19 protein-coding genes are annotated in these 13,849 nt (G+C 46.4%); 15 read left to right on the top strand and 4 right to left on the bottom strand.

The features are described from left to right. From KGB03_RS00410 to KGB03_RS00395, 4 genes are all read left to right on the top strand, one after another. On the top strand, positions 1-254 hold a 254-nt coding region (locus KGB03_RS00410; protein WP_223525853.1), incomplete at its 5' end, for a hypothetical protein. Between the two features lie 98 nt (positions 255-352). Beyond that, positions 353-1,096: a hypothetical protein gene (locus tag KGB03_RS00405; protein ID WP_223525852.1), complete on the top strand. Its 744-nt coding sequence runs from the start codon at positions 353-355 to the stop codon at positions 1,094-1,096. Between the two features lie 400 nt (positions 1,097-1,496). Further along, entirely contained in the window at positions 1,497-2,351 is an 855-nt protein-coding gene (locus KGB03_RS00400; RefSeq protein ID WP_223525851.1) for a hypothetical protein, read from the top strand. Next, positions 2,348-2,944: a hypothetical protein gene (locus tag KGB03_RS00395; protein ID WP_223525850.1), complete on the top strand. Its 597-nt coding sequence runs from the start codon at positions 2,348-2,350 to the stop codon at positions 2,942-2,944. The genes KGB03_RS00400 and KGB03_RS00395 overlap by 4 nt, the downstream gene beginning before the upstream one ends. Here the strand turns inward: KGB03_RS00395 and KGB03_RS00390 are convergent. The 3 genes from KGB03_RS00390 to KGB03_RS00380 are packed head-to-tail and all read right to left on the bottom strand — an operon-like array spanning position 2,941 to position 6,576. Beyond that, positions 2,941-3,663, bottom strand: coding sequence for a hypothetical protein (locus KGB03_RS00390; RefSeq protein ID WP_223525849.1), 723 nt, complete (start codon positions 3,661-3,663; stop codon positions 2,941-2,943). The genes KGB03_RS00395 and KGB03_RS00390 overlap by 4 nt on opposite strands. Next, on the bottom strand, positions 3,660-5,171 hold the full coding sequence (locus tag KGB03_RS00385; RefSeq protein ID WP_223525848.1) for a hypothetical protein: 1,512 nt from the start codon (positions 5,169-5,171) through the stop codon (positions 3,660-3,662). The genes KGB03_RS00390 and KGB03_RS00385 overlap by 4 nt, the downstream gene beginning before the upstream one ends. Next, on the bottom strand, positions 5,107-6,576 hold the full coding sequence (locus KGB03_RS00380) for a hypothetical protein (protein WP_223525847.1): 1,470 nt from the start codon (positions 6,574-6,576) through the stop codon (positions 5,107-5,109). The genes KGB03_RS00385 and KGB03_RS00380 overlap by 65 nt, the downstream gene beginning before the upstream one ends. Before the next feature lie 135 nt (positions 6,577-6,711). On the opposite strand from KGB03_RS00380, the gene KGB03_RS00375 reads away from it, so the two are divergent. The 8 genes from KGB03_RS00375 (at position 6,712) to tnpB (ending at position 11,871) form a co-directional block, all read left to right on the top strand. Beyond that, positions 6,712-7,401: a hypothetical protein gene (locus KGB03_RS00375; RefSeq protein WP_223525846.1), complete on the top strand. Its 690-nt coding sequence runs from the start codon at positions 6,712-6,714 to the stop codon at positions 7,399-7,401. Between the two features lie 70 nt (positions 7,402-7,471). After that, on the top strand, positions 7,472-8,092 hold the full coding sequence (locus KGB03_RS00370; protein ID WP_223525845.1) for a HEPN domain-containing protein: 621 nt from the start codon (positions 7,472-7,474) through the stop codon (positions 8,090-8,092). Between the two features lies 1 nt (position 8,093). After that, positions 8,094-9,164: a hypothetical protein gene (locus KGB03_RS00365; RefSeq protein WP_223525844.1), complete on the top strand. Its 1,071-nt coding sequence runs from the start codon at positions 8,094-8,096 to the stop codon at positions 9,162-9,164. A 68-nt stretch (positions 9,165-9,232) separates the two neighbouring features. Beyond that, a complete protein-coding gene (locus tag KGB03_RS00360) occupies positions 9,233-9,667 on the top strand; it encodes a hypothetical protein (RefSeq protein WP_065948956.1) in 435 nt (144 codons plus the stop codon). A 10-nt stretch (positions 9,668-9,677) separates the two neighbouring features. Beyond that, on the top strand, positions 9,678-10,199 hold the full coding sequence (locus tag KGB03_RS00355) for a hypothetical protein (protein ID WP_108538254.1): 522 nt from the start codon (positions 9,678-9,680) through the stop codon (positions 10,197-10,199). Continuing rightward, a complete protein-coding gene (locus tag KGB03_RS00350; RefSeq protein WP_108538255.1) occupies positions 10,199-10,957 on the top strand; it encodes a hypothetical protein in 759 nt (252 codons plus the stop codon). The genes KGB03_RS00355 and KGB03_RS00350 overlap by 1 nt, the downstream gene beginning before the upstream one ends. 264 nt (positions 10,958-11,221) lie before the next feature. Then, complete coding sequence (tnpA, locus tag KGB03_RS00345; protein ID WP_003282986.1) at positions 11,222-11,539, top strand: IS66-like element accessory protein TnpA; 318 nt, start codon at positions 11,222-11,224, stop codon at positions 11,537-11,539. Next, positions 11,536-11,871 (top strand): IS66 family insertion sequence element accessory protein TnpB, encoded by a 336-nt coding sequence (gene tnpB, locus KGB03_RS00340; protein ID WP_003282984.1) that lies wholly within the window; start codon positions 11,536-11,538, stop codon positions 11,869-11,871. Before tnpA ends, tnpB begins: the two co-directional genes overlap by 4 nt. Positions 11,872-12,319: 448 nt before the next feature. On the opposite strand, the gene merR is transcribed toward tnpB, so the two are convergent. Further along, positions 12,320-12,751 carry an Hg(II)-responsive transcriptional regulator gene (gene merR / locus KGB03_RS00335; RefSeq protein WP_003425050.1) on the bottom strand — a complete coding sequence of 144 codons (432 nt, stop codon included), beginning with the start codon at positions 12,749-12,751 and terminating at the stop codon, positions 12,320-12,322. Between the two features lie 71 nt (positions 12,752-12,822). On the opposite strand from merR, the gene merT reads away from it, so the two are divergent. The 3 genes from merT to merC all read left to right on the top strand — a co-directional run. Then, a complete protein-coding gene (merT, locus tag KGB03_RS00330) occupies positions 12,823-13,173 on the top strand; it encodes a mercuric ion transporter MerT (RefSeq protein WP_003425049.1) in 351 nt (116 codons plus the stop codon). Positions 13,174-13,190: 17 nt separating this feature from the next. Further along, on the top strand, positions 13,191-13,466 hold the full coding sequence (gene merP, locus KGB03_RS00325; RefSeq protein ID WP_003425048.1) for a mercury resistance system periplasmic binding protein MerP: 276 nt from the start codon (positions 13,191-13,193) through the stop codon (positions 13,464-13,466). 12 nt (positions 13,467-13,478) lie between these two features. Further along, on the top strand, positions 13,479-13,849 hold a 371-nt coding region (gene merC, locus KGB03_RS00320), incomplete at its 3' end, for an organomercurial transporter MerC (RefSeq protein WP_223525843.1).

The following is a 13,849-nucleotide window of genomic DNA, read 5'->3' as shown; positions in this document are numbered from 1 at the left end:
TGGTGCTGGTGCTGGTGCTGGTGCTGGTGCTGGTGCTGGTGCTGGTGCTGGTGCTGGTGCTGGTGCTGGTGCTGGTGCTGGTGCTGGTGCTGGTGCTGGGAGCTTCATCCCTGCGAGTGATGCATTCAAGCCACGACTCTCTGTTATTGAGCCTAAAGCCTGAATCAGTGAGTCAGTTCTTTGCGCGACGTTCTCTTTTGTTTTTTCAGTTCCGAATAGATCTGGTAAATCAATCTGCACTGTCGGTTCGTTAAAGTTTAATTCATTCATGTTTTACACAGTTGTTTTTGTCATTATAGCAAATGCGATTAGCTCAAATGGTATAATACATTAAATAAATAAATTCCTGCACATGCCGAATTCAAACCTTCACGTATTAAAGCCAGCCACGAGACTCACTTTTCAAGACTTTACAGCAAACGGAAAGCCATCAATCAATCAAAATTTAATTCAAGCCCTTGCGAAGCTTCATCAAGTAAATACCAGTGAGTTGATGATATACACGTCACAAAGAAAACACTTCAGCACAAAGATACAGGTGCATTTCACTAGAGACTTATTACTAGAAAGACACATCTGCATTACAGCCCCTGAAGCTATTCGCATAGAACACGAACAACACTGCTGCTTTGAATTCGACATTAGCCATAATGGTAAATATGAAAAATCCAATGAAGAATATTTAAAGCTACATCTTTGCCGTTTTTTCAAAGTAGTAGTGAATTACGACAACTGGGAATCCTTCACTAACGAAGACTACAGCAAAGCGTATAGGAAATTAATGCCGTACAGGAGCCCTTTAGAAACGGCCATCAAGATTAGCCAAACAGATCTTCTTCAAGGTTTACGCTCAATAACAAAAGACCTTGAAGGCCCAGTCATCAAATACATTCCAAATGGAGAGGAAGCATTTGTAGAATTAACGCAAGATATAGAATCAAGAACACATAAGCTATTCGTCGCAATTGAAAACAATACAGGGGAATTACATTCCATGGCGGCAGTTGACGCGGCCACTTGTCAGATGTTTGCACACTACCCTAAATCAAATACAAAAGACCTCGCATACTTTAGTAACGTCTTCCTTAAAGAGTAATCCTAAAAAATGGTATAATCTATAAAAACAAACCGAACAATTATGCAAAACCTAAATCCCTCTACAACTGACACTTACAAAACTTACTTTAAAATAGAACGCCTCGTTAAATACATAATACTAAGCTTTGTCATCCTAATATCTTGTTCAATATTTATGAGCCATTCCATGGGTAGTTTCAGCTTCTTAGATTGGCTTGTGGTAGTATCTCAAAAATCAAATGTCACGCAAATCATTTGCGGCCTGATTGCTTACACCATCATTCCAATGGGTCTCTCTTACCTAATCATTTACAGAAGAAAAAACAGTCAGGCTAATGCCTGATTTTTCTTTATTCTATAAGGCGAGTTACATCACCTACAAATGGTATAATTAGAGAAGAAAAACAAACAATGACATTATGTTTAAAGCTAGCCTCACAAAAGGGCGAGAGATACCTATCAATGACTTGGATGAATTGCTTTACAGCAAGACTTTCGACTTTGATCCGAAACCCAACACTCTCGATGAAATTATCAACGCTGAAAACTACACAGAGCTGACTAACCCTTTCATTCTCTACAAGTACAACAAAGAAATTGAATTTCTACTTTTCTTTTCGAATTGCCCAACGCGCAACGATTTAATCAACGCGCTTATCTTTGACGATTACTCACAGCGCTTGGCTAACAAACCTTTCGCTTTTCGTTTGAAGTGGTTCTATGAGAAAGACCTGAAAGGCTTCCTAAAGTCTCTATATGCTTTTCCTACGGATGCTTTGAACGTCAGTGGGTATAGAGCTAATAGCCGCTGTACTGATCATAGATTCAGAATCAGATTTGACTGGGCACAGATTCCGAATGAAGAGTCTTTAAATAATTTCACAACGAATGAAGAGAATTGGTTGGCATTCGACGCTTTTCAATTATGCCAATTTGATGAGTGGGCCGAAAATGCTAGGCCAAATAGTATCAATGAATACATCGTTTTTTTGCTAAAGAAAAACTATGCAAGATATTTTACACATTACGTTAACAAGCCCGAATGGCTAAGATACCCATCAGACTACATGACTCAGCATCCTACGCTTCATAAAGACATGCTAATCACTTATGAACCATTTCTGAAAAGGTACGGGCATCTTTTCGCCCAATACAATGAAACGTATCTGAATAAAAAAGCCAAGTCATACAGAGCTTTTTTAATGGCTACAAAACATAAACAAATATTTATGAAAATACTTTCAATACCAACCAATATCATGAGGATATTATGACAGACGAATATGACGAAGACGCGATAAATCAAATGATGGAAAATTTAGATTCCGGGATAAACGGGGATGATGAAAAAGATATACCCAATCCGAATGCTGACATTCTTGATCAAATTTTTAACTCTGATCCGCCACCGGAAGACAAATCGTATGCCGGGATTAAGAAGAAACTAGGCGCGCCGCTGGATAAATACTGCACTGCATTTGATCAAATCATTACAAGAAATTTTCTAAAACAATCAATCGAAACCTGTGCTTCTTTAATGTTCGTAACGAGCATGATTAGGACTTACACAAAAATCAAACCCGGATCACCAGAATGGAAAATGTGCAATGAAGAGGTAAAGGAATTCGTAAAACACATGGATGACTATTATAGTATTTTTAAGTACACCCAATTCGAAAACAACAAGATCAACACTCACTATGTAGAAAATCTATTCGAGCTCGACAGGATTATTTTCAAGATGGGTTATTCAAAGGTCAAATGGGAATACAGACAACCCATGGAGATCTTAACAATCTGCCTAAAATTTCCAACGAACAAATCGGCTTTGGCAGAGATATTCACAGATTTACAAGGCGACCTTTAATCGCCTTTTCTGTAGGTGCTTGTCGTATCAAAGATGTAAAGTTCATCGAATAGAACATCTGCATTCTTCTGTAGTTTCTTATCCAAAAAGCTTTTCAAGTCTTCATCACCCACCAGGTGAGGCGCCTTCAAGGCTTCATGACGAGCTACAGCTAACGGGATGCGCTGATTGTCAGCTAAGTACTGCCCAAGAGTCGAAGCAAGCTTACGCGCAATCACAGCATAAACCTGACCCTCCACGGCATCACGTCCAGCTTCCAGGACCGAATCTGGCAGATCTAGGCACGCATTGTGGATTACGTCAGTGATGAGCCTTACAAGGCCCCCTTTTGGCGTTACAGCTTCATCAGCTACCAGGGAGAGAATGATCTGACCTTCGTTGCTGGCACCTATACCAAATTCATGATGCACATCCCTCATGAGGGAAAGAACAAGTTCTGCAGACTGGGTTCTCACGTCAAGGACACAGAAGCCCTTGCCCTTCACGAGAACAGAAGCTAAGCCGTTGGCCGTGGCTGTCAACTCTTCACCATCATGGGAAACAACAAGCGTCAAAGACCGAGACGACCGAATCATGGTGCTGATCAAACGTTCTCGACATCTATTGAGGAATTCAGGCTTCGCCACCAGCTCATCAGCAGCTTTGGAAGCCTCCTTGCTTCTTGGCCTTTGAGCTTGGTTAGGTACGAAGAAGGAGAACAGCCCCTTCATCGAAATCATGGTTTGTACCCCCTTTTAACTGCCTCCCTCACCGTGTGGTCGTCTTGCTCATTCTTTTCAAGCTTGTGCATTTCTGAAAGAATTTTACCTCCATTAATGCCATTTAGCTCTAATGATACTTTGTGTAGATTTCCGTCTTTCGCTTTTTCACCAACAATATTTTTAGAATCTTGTGAAATTGAAATATCAATACTTAAATCATTTGAAGCCTTTCCTGTTAAATCTTCAAATGTGGATAGGTTGCCTTTAGAGTTCATAACAATGCTACGAATTGAATTGCTTATCTCTCTCGTGCTTAATTCTTGAAGATACCTTTCTCCTTTTTCTACGGTTTTTGTAAGAAAGGTTGCAGATAGATTTTTATCAACAGTCGAACCTGTGACATGCTGACCATCATCGCTGAACGTAATGTCTAAATTATGTTCACTTGCGAGGACTGGTCTTTTGCTATCCAAGAAATCCAAATCACCACCGAAAACTTTCAGCATTCTTAACGTCCGTTGCTCTAATGCTTCTTGTGCAGTTATAGTTTTAACACCACCAGTCAGGGGCGGGGCTTGCGAATTCAATGGTTTCGCATTGTTGGTTGACTCCGCATCAACCTTGACAGGTTCGATTTTAGGCTTTAACTCATCCATCAAGTACCTGAAATCTTTATCAAGAACGACAATTCTCTTATGATCGATACCCGCAGCATGAAGGGTTTTATAACATGACACGAAATATTTTTTACGTTCTTCATGGCTTACTAAATCTGGATCAGTCGAAAGCTCAATGCTTTTTTTATTCCCCGTATAATTATGTCTTGCTTCAAAGTCAACGACCTCTTGAACCCACGGACCATTGATATTTACATAAAATCTAACACCCCCTGATCTATTGAGGTCAAATTGAGTTCTATTTCTTTCATCAGCTATCTTTATTTTTGAGTTAGAAAACTCCATGATGGACATATTGTACTTTTCTAAAATTACCTTTAATTCCGCAAGATAATCTTTTGCCTCGACCATCGAATTTTCCGGGTTTTTATCCCGTTCAGACTCCGGCACTCGCTTAATATTTATACTAGCAATAACTTTGTCACGGAATGATCCATCTGTGTCAGTCAAATAATCATATTTTGTTTGACTATTGCTTCCCATGCCGGATGCCTTAGATTCTTCTGCGAAAGCCTTTAATATATCATCGCTATATTGTTCTTGACTTTCAGGCAAATCATTAATGACACTAGGTGTAGAATCTGCATCTTGAAAAGACTGAATTACATCTACAGTATTCTCTGTGAACCCACCGTCTTTTTTTGCTCCAAATACCTCTTTGAGGTTATCTTTAATTTTATCTATAAACTTCATTTTAGATTTGTTTGTTAATGCTTTAATTATACCATTTCGCAGCCCCCAAATTATGCGCAAAAAAAAGAACCCGTAGGTTCCTTTATTTTTTTCACATCGAAGGTTTGTTTCTTCGACTTGTTTGCCTCTCTTCAACATCCACAGGTTTTGGCTCAAACAATGCATCCGCATTTGCTGCTTTGGCTGCATTGCTTGGCCTTATTTCTTTATACTGATTGTCGGCGCTTGAAATATTCTTCAGTGCGTTGAACAACCCCGCCCCTAATTTTGAATTACCAACCACGATGCTACTAAGAGGAAAGGTTTCTCTCTCTGTTATATTGCCAATCTTTCTCGAAACAACTACGTCTTGGTAATCATCGGAAAATGACAAATCAATTCCACTCTTCATTAAATTCGTTTTTTGCTTATCAAAATTTCCGAGGCTCATACCTGATCTTATGATTGCCAACTGACCTTTCCCTTCAAGAGAATTGAATACCCTTTTAAACTCATCCTTTTCAGGCATTTTAGAAGTATCGAACTGGAATTTTCTATCTGGAATTCTTTGACCATCACCTATTTTTGTGACGTTCCAGGTGCTTCCATCTAACGATAATTGAATTTTTAATCCTTCAGTTCTTTCTAGCTCTGCACGTCTATTGAACATATCCAAAATAGTGTCTCCCCTTCTGAACAATCCCTCACCAATAAAAATCTCTTCGATTCTAGTTTTCACCTCATCAGATGGAGTATCGGTTACATTCTGCTTCGCAGGAATCTCATCTTTTGTTTGAACTTCCTTTGGCGAATGTTCAGCTACGGCGGTTGTAGTTTCAACTGGCTTTTCAACTGGTTTGTTTTGACTCACGACATTAACACCAGCTACAGCGGGCTCTTCTGGATTAGCCGCTTTTGCGTCAGACTTATACTTTTCAAGAATGGAATTGAATTGCTCGTTTTTTAAGATAATACGGTCGAGACTAACGCCAGACTCTATCAACGTACCAATTGTGTTCTTGATAAATAATTCTTGCGCAGCAATTGCTTCTGGAGTCTTTTTAGAATCATCTACCCACACCTCAAGCACGGTGTCAGGCTGGTGAAACTTGAAGGGAGCTACTGCCCGCACTATGTCCTGATTCATCTGGCAATTCAAATCACCTTCATTGAATCGTATATCACCACTATGCTTTACACTCACATCAATAGCGCGTTCTTGACCTACTTTGATGAAAAAAAGGTCTACACCATCATGTATGTCGTCTTTCTTCTGCATTACTTTTCTATCGTAATTTTTACCTATTTTCAGCAGAGCTGAAATAAACTCATCAATTGGTAGCTGTTCTTCTTCTTCATTGGAAAGCTTAGTCAAAGGCAGGGCACGTTTAACATTTACACCACCACTCATAACCTCTTGTTGTTCTGGTTGAGGCACTGGATCTGGTTCAGGTAGTTTCTTAGCGAAACCTTTCTTGGCGAGCATTGCATCAATATCTTTGACTTGCTGTTCCACATCTATTTCGGATGCTTGATTTCTTCGCGCCAGCGCTTGCCTTTCTTCTTCTTTTGTATATTTCATATTAGATTTGTTAGTTATATGAACAATTATATCATTTTCTTTTGTAAATCCCCGCAAAACAATTTGACAATAGGTTTCGCATCAATTAGCTTCAGTTAATTGTTTTAAAATTACCCACACGCAAGGAATGAGTGAATGTCTGACAAAGCCTCTCAAAATGAATATGAAGCTGCCGTTACTGCTGATCTCCACGCAGCTCCTGCTAAAGAGCTGGGCGCAAAGGTTTTGAAGCACCTGCTGTCTGTCACGACTTCATCAGCCCTGACTGACATCCACGCTCAAATCGCCACTGCAGCATCTTCAGGCGATGACGAAAAACTGGTTAAGCTTTTTGAAGAATTGAAAAAGCTGAAAGATGCAGAAAAAGCCAACCTCAAGTCCTTGGCCGAATTGAAGAAAAGCACGTCTTTCGAACGCGTTCTGTTGGCGTTCCAAGACGAATTCAAAGCCTTGGCCTATGACATTTCCCTTGAAGTCATCAAAGGCACACACGTAGCGTTGAAGAACGCCGGTAGCAAAACAAAGGGCACTCGCAAAACCAGCGAGAAAGACCCATCCGGCGAGCCGACATTCCACACCGTGACGCATAATGGTAAGTCTGAAAAGCTGTTCTCTCGCCGTGGTCGTGCTGCTGCTAACCTGACCCAAGACGAACCAGCTTTCACCTTCTTGGGCTTTAAGATCGTCAAAGATGGCGACGGAAAGGAAACGCTCAACCCGGCCACTATCAAGCTTGCAGACGGCTCCGAGGTTCCAGCTACCCGACCAAACATCATCAGGGCTATCACTGAGAAAACCGCTTTCGATGGTTACACCATCGCTTGATGGTTCCAAACTGCTAGCATGAAGCCCCGGCCTATCGGGGCTTTTTTTCGTCTGCCATTAGGGACTGCACATGGAAGATGATTTCCCAGAGTATGAGAATTACCGGCACCACCAACGGCCCACGTTGGTGGACGACAAGAGCCATCAAAATCATTGGCGGAACCGTGCCAATGACCTTCATGCCTCTGCCGGTGCCATTTGGCTTTCCATGTCAAACGGGCGTGGTCATGACGCCGCTAGGGAGCTTGGGTTAGGTGAAGGGTTCGACATGCACCTGGCCTGTTCACACGTCTACCACATGCTCTGCGGGCTATCGTTGGAAGTTGCGATGAAGGCGGCGCTTGTTAGCCAAGGAACTACCCCACCAGAGCATCACGACTTGAACCTGTTGGCTCATTTGCTTGGTGTGAAGAGAAACCCTGCGCAGAAGAAGATCCTCAATTTCTATCAGCACAGCGTTGTATGGGCTGGGAGATACCCTGTACCCGTAAACGCCACTGACGAAAAGCTGATCGACTATTACGAGATGGCCAACACCGTTCTGTACAAAGGCAAGACTGTGATTAAGGGCGCGACCATCAACATAAAGACCTACTCACCGACTGGGGCAACGTCTTGGGAGCGGTATGACGCTCTCTACAAGAACTACACCGCCCTGTTCGATCATCGCTACCCAGTCAAGGCCAAATAAAATGAGCGAGTGGGAAGAATTCTGTGAGTCCCGTGGCTTCTCCACGGGGGAAGACGACTATGAAAAAATCATCGACAGTCTTGAGAAAACTCCGCGCCAAAAATCTTTGAGCCAACCGCCTCCCTGTGATCTTAACCTGGAGGAAGTGAACGCTTTGATCAAGCTTGATGCACACGGCATCCCCAAGCATTCCGAAATATCTCTAATGGTTTGGACGGGCCAAACGGCTGAAATCGGTCAGTGGTCATTGGATGGCATGATCGCGGGTAAAGATGAAGGGCTGATTGTTCGCTTCCGAGAAAAGGACGGTGATTATTTCGCGCCTTTGCACATGCTCATCGAGGCACTCCGCTCAACGTGCTTACCTCTGCAATTGGAGGACCAGCTTGTTATCTGGGATTCCAAAAACGAGTGCTTGGATAGCTGGCAGGGCATTTTTAAAGAGTCATTCTTGGTCCAACGTACCGATAGGGTTCCCTCGGGACAGGACGATCTGAACATGCTGCACCTTCTGGATCGTGCAAAAGCCGCTGACCATTCTTTAAAACCACTACTGGTAGCAGCCACTGACCTTGAACGGGCGTTGGCCGGTGGAGTTGTTGAGTTCATTGATGGTAGCTCGCTGTCATCAGAAACCCTGTCTGATGCTTTCCTTGTTTACATCACGAGCAAGGGCATACCTGTCAGCAAGCCGCTTCGGTCGATGGGTGACTTTGTGATGGAGCTTCACACACGAAATGGCACCTACAAACTCTCAGATGGCAAGGTTCGCACGGTAAACGGCCCCGCTCGACTCACTGCCGGTGCAATCCTTCTCGACAAGGAAACGAAGTACCCAACGTACTACCTGCGGGCCGACCATGGGACGATCTACCAGCCTGTGTACAGAAAGGTTTCCGAGGACGATATCCAGGACCACGACCCAAGCAACATTTTCGCAACTGATGGTGCCCACCCTCTTGAGCTGAACGGAACGCATAGCACTGATCGGTACGTTACAACACTGCTCTATGCAGAGCGTTACCAAGGCAGTTTATTTAACGGCATAATGAACGAAGATATTTTTCGATAGCGCGAAAAGCATACTACTTACAAACAAGTAAAATACGCCGCACTACATGGATCTATAAGAGGTTTTCAATGGAATATTTGATCGGTGCAATCGTGGCCGGAATAATCATTTTTGTTGTCTTGGTAAAATCCAAAACAGACAAATTTAATAAGCTCACACGAATGCACTTTCCGAATTGGTTTGCATTATTTTCCAACAGTCAGATGCCTGAAAATCACGGGATGGCGCGAGCGTTGATCCTTCAAACCTTCCACCTTGCAGAAGAATTCGGAGCCATCACCCCGACCGAGAAACGCGAACTCGACGCCGGATGCATGAAGGAAGATCCTATAGAGATTCTGAATGGGTGGTTGGAGCATGCTTTGCCGGTCGTAAGGAGAGAATTTGGGGATGCTGAAATCGCCACTTCGGAGGCTCGATTAATCGGAGTTTTGATGTTGGTTAGCGTCAAAGGTGTACGTCCAGAACGTGACCTTAACGAATTTCTAAAACGGTTCAATTAGGAACGTCAGCATGGATGAAATTGACCCTCAAGCCCTCCAGTTCAAAGAGGTCTGCGCCTACTACGGTGCAGCCATGCACATGGCGCAGGTGCTTGAGCATGGGATCGTGAACGCCCTCTTCTTCCTCGACTTCTTGCCTCGCAAAAAATCAGAATGGACTGACACAGAGTATGAAGAATTTTTTGACGGAAATTTCTCCAAGACGTTTGGCACTCTGGTTAACTCGTTGAGGAAAGTGACGACCGTACCGCAAGCCTTTGATGACCTGATTCGCAGATCCAACAAGCGCCGCAACTACCTCGCCCATACCTTTTTCCGTGAAAACATGGACGTGCTTTACGCGGGTGGTTTTGAGGAAATAGTCACCAGATTAAACGATGACATTGAGCTGTTTCGAGAGGCAGATGCTGCTCTCACAGTCATCCTTGAACCCTTGTGGATAGAGAACGGTTGGACCATAGAACGGATCGAAGCAGAGGCTGAAAAATACCAAGCTGAATTGCGTAGGTCCAAGCCAGACGAGGTGGTCTGATGATCAGAAGCAATGGTGATGATTCATTCCGTGCCTACCTCACTGCCGGAACCGAAAACCTAGACGAGATCCTTGAAGCTGGCTCTCCGTTCCTGACCATGATGGACGACCTCGATTCGTTTCTGATTCAGCATGTGAGCGGCCCGAACGTCGAGATCGATAATCAGATAATCCACCTATTGCGCATCAACGCCCGTTTTCTTTTGATGACAGGGTTTCGCATTGGCCTGACAGGTCACGTTTCAGGCATTTTCCCCATCCTACGCACAGCACTGGAAACCGCTTGTTACGCCCTGCTGATGTCGAAGAACGATTCACTGTGTGACATATGGTTAGGTCGTAACAGCTCACCAGAGGGCTTCAAAGCCTGCAAAAACGCTTTCAATAAACCTATGAAAGACGCTCAAAAACTCGTGGATGAGCATGACCCTGTACTGGGTGCCTGGATGTATGCGCTATACGAAAGCACCATCGACTTTGGCGCACACCCCAATCCGAAGACGGTGACTCTTCATACTAGATTCACTGACGATGACCAGGGCATGACTTTGATTGAAAATATTGGTCTCTATGGTGTCAGCAATTATGGATATGAAGGCGGGCTACTCGCCTGTGTCGAAATGGGTTTAGCCACTGCATTGGTTTTGTCCATGACACACGACAAGGTGACTCGTGATGCTGTACAGGCTCTCCAGGCACTCAATGACAGGAAGAACGAGCTGGAAGATATTATCAGAGAGAAGCACCACCAGAACTGATCAAAAAGTGATCATCCTTTCGTTGCTGGAGTGTCGCCGTTCGGCTACACTTGCTTCATGAACACAATCATCACTACCCATGAATTTGATAACTGGCTGAAAGGTCTGAAAGACGTACAGGCACGTCTACGGATCGTTTCTCGGATCTTGAGTGCAGAGGCGGGGTATCCGTCCGGCCAACTCACCTTCCGAACTCCAGCATTAAGGACGATGGTGTCCGCGTATTTTTAAGCGGACGCGATAGCCCTTATCGCCGGGATTTCCATGCGCCAACGAAGCTCTTACCCCAAACCGTTCAAGGCCCAGGTTGTTCAGGAGTGCCTGCAACCCGGTGCGACCGTTTCCAGCGTTGCCATCCGCCACGGCATCAATGCCAACGTCATTCGCAAGTGGCTACCGCTTTATCGAGATCAACTGCCAGCGGCGTTGCCGGCGTTCGTTCCTGCGAGAGTTACGCCAAAACGACCAGTTGAACCAGCTGTGATTATCGAGCTACCGCTGGGCGAGCAATCGATCACAGTGAAATGGCCAGCTTCCGATCCTGAAGGATGCGCCCGCTTTGTCCGGGGGCTCGCCCAGTGATCCGTATCGATAGTATCTGGCTCGCCACCGAACCCATGGATATGCGCGCGGGCACTGAAACCGCGTTGGCCCGCGTGGTGGCGGTGTTCGGTGCGGCGAAGCCGCACTGCGCCTATCTGTTCGCCAATCGCCGCGCCAACCGCATGAAAGTCCTGGTGCATGACGGCGTGGGTATCTGGCTGGCCGCGCGGCGATTGAACCAGGGCAAGTTTCACTGGCCAGGCATCCGCCACGGCTCGGAAGTTGAACTCGACACCGAGCAACTTCAGGCGTTGGTACTGGGGCTGCCCTGGCAGCGGGTCGGTGCGGGCGGCGCGATCACAGTGCTGTAGCACCGGCCATTAGCCCATCGGTGTATCTGCGCAGAGCGTCTGCTCTGGCACAATCAGCAGCATGAACTCCTCGCCCAATCTCGACCAACTGACAGCTGAGCAACTGCGCACACTGGCCGCGCAGTTGCTGACGCAGGTCGACGTGATGGGCAAGAAAATCGTAAGCGTCCGAACTACACCGCCTTGCATCTCAGACCTTAATCCCCTTTAACCGCTGATTGACGCGCTCACACTCAAAAACTGCGAAATTGCACCCCACTTGACCACCCATTTGCGTTGCAACTGACCAATCATTTGCATTCGAAGTGATCAGGACTCTCGGCTCTGTAGGGTAAGAGCGTGGCTAAAAGCAGACCGTAGGTTTGGCCAGTCAACGGGGCTCATTGAGCGCCGCTCTTTTCCTGTTCAAGCCGACAAACAGGGGGGCAATGAAACGGGAAATCGTAGGCTAAGGCGCGAAGTTTTCGTGGCTATCTATTCCATGCAGCGAATCGATCAGCGGGCAGCTAACCGTCCCGTGGCTCGCGCAACAGTCATCAACCAACTGCGCCAGGACCAACTCGATCCGCCGCAGATCCGCAAGTTTCCCCCGCACGTCTTCGAGCTTCTGCTCGGCGTGCACACGCGCATCATTGCAGTGCGTACCGTCATCGAGCCGCAACAGTCCGGCCACTTCATCGAGGCTGAAGCCCAGCCGTTGTGCGGACTTCACGAATTTCACCCGTGCAATATCCGCCTCGCCGTAGCGACGAATGCTGCCGTAGGGCTTGTCCGGTTCGGGCAACAGCCCTTTGCGTTGATAGAACCGAATGGTTTCCACGTTAACCCCGGCTGCCTTGGCAAAGACGCCAATGGTCAGGCTTTCCGCAGTGTTTTTCATACCGCTTGACTCCGTACCTGACTACGGAAATAACCTTAACCCATCGATCAAACATTCGAAAGGTTGAACCCATGTCTGAATCACAAAAGGGCCGTGGTGCACTCCTCGCTGGAGGTCTGGCGGCGATCCTTGCGTCCACCTGCTGCCTGGGCCCGCTGGTGCTAATTGCCCTGGGCTTCAGCGGCGCCTGGATCGGTAATCTCACCGTTCTGGAGCCCTACCGCCCGTTTTTCATCGGCGCGGCATTGTTGGCGCTGTTCTTCGCTTACCGGCGCATTTTCCGCCCGGCTCAAGCCTGCAAACCCGGTGAGACCTGCGCAATTCCGCAGGTACGAACTACCTACAAGTTCATTTTCTGGCTCGTGATGGCACTCGTGCTGGTCGCGCTCGGTTTCCCCTACATCCTCCCGTTGTTTTACTGATCAGGCAGGAGTCTCCCATGAAAAAGCTGTTTGCCGCTCTCGCGCTCATTGCCGTGGTTTCCCCGGTGTGGGCCGCCATCCAAACCGTCACCCTGTCGGTACCGGGCATGACCTGCGCCGCCTGTCCGATCACGGTCAAGAAAGCGCTGACCCAGGTCGAGGGCGTGACCAAGACCGAGGTGAGTTTCGAGAAACGCGAAGCCATCGTGACCTTCGACGATGCCAAGACCAACTCCGAGGCCCTGACCAAGGCGACCGAGGATGCCGGCTATCCATCTACCATCAAGCAATAGGAGGAAATACCAATGAGAAATCCTCTCAATCTGTTCACGCGGATCGGTGACAAAGCCAGTTCCGTCGGTGTGCTGGTTTCAGCCCTAGGCTGCGCCGCGTGTTTTCCTGCTCTGGCTAGCTTAGGCGCTGCAATCGGTCTGGGCTTTTTGAGCCAGTGGGAAGGCCTGTTCATCACCACGCTACTGCCCTTGTTTGCGGCCCTGGCGCTGCTCGTCAATTCCCTTGGCTGGCTCAAACATCGGCAGTGGCAGCGAACTGCACTCGGCCTGATAGGCCCTGTCCTGGTCTTGGCTGCGGTGTTTTTGATGCGGGCTTATGGCTGGCGGAGCGGTTGGCTGCTCTATATCGGTCTGGCCCTCATGCTTGGGGGCTCGATCTGGGA

The sequence above is a fragment of the Pseudomonas sp. BF-B-26 genome, from assembly GCF_019956495.1.
In the GTDB taxonomy this organism is placed as follows: domain Bacteria; phylum Pseudomonadota; class Gammaproteobacteria; order Pseudomonadales; family Pseudomonadaceae; genus Aquipseudomonas.
The sequence above is the reverse complement of the archived record's forward strand: the minus strand, read 5'-3'. Positions and strand labels throughout refer to the sequence as shown.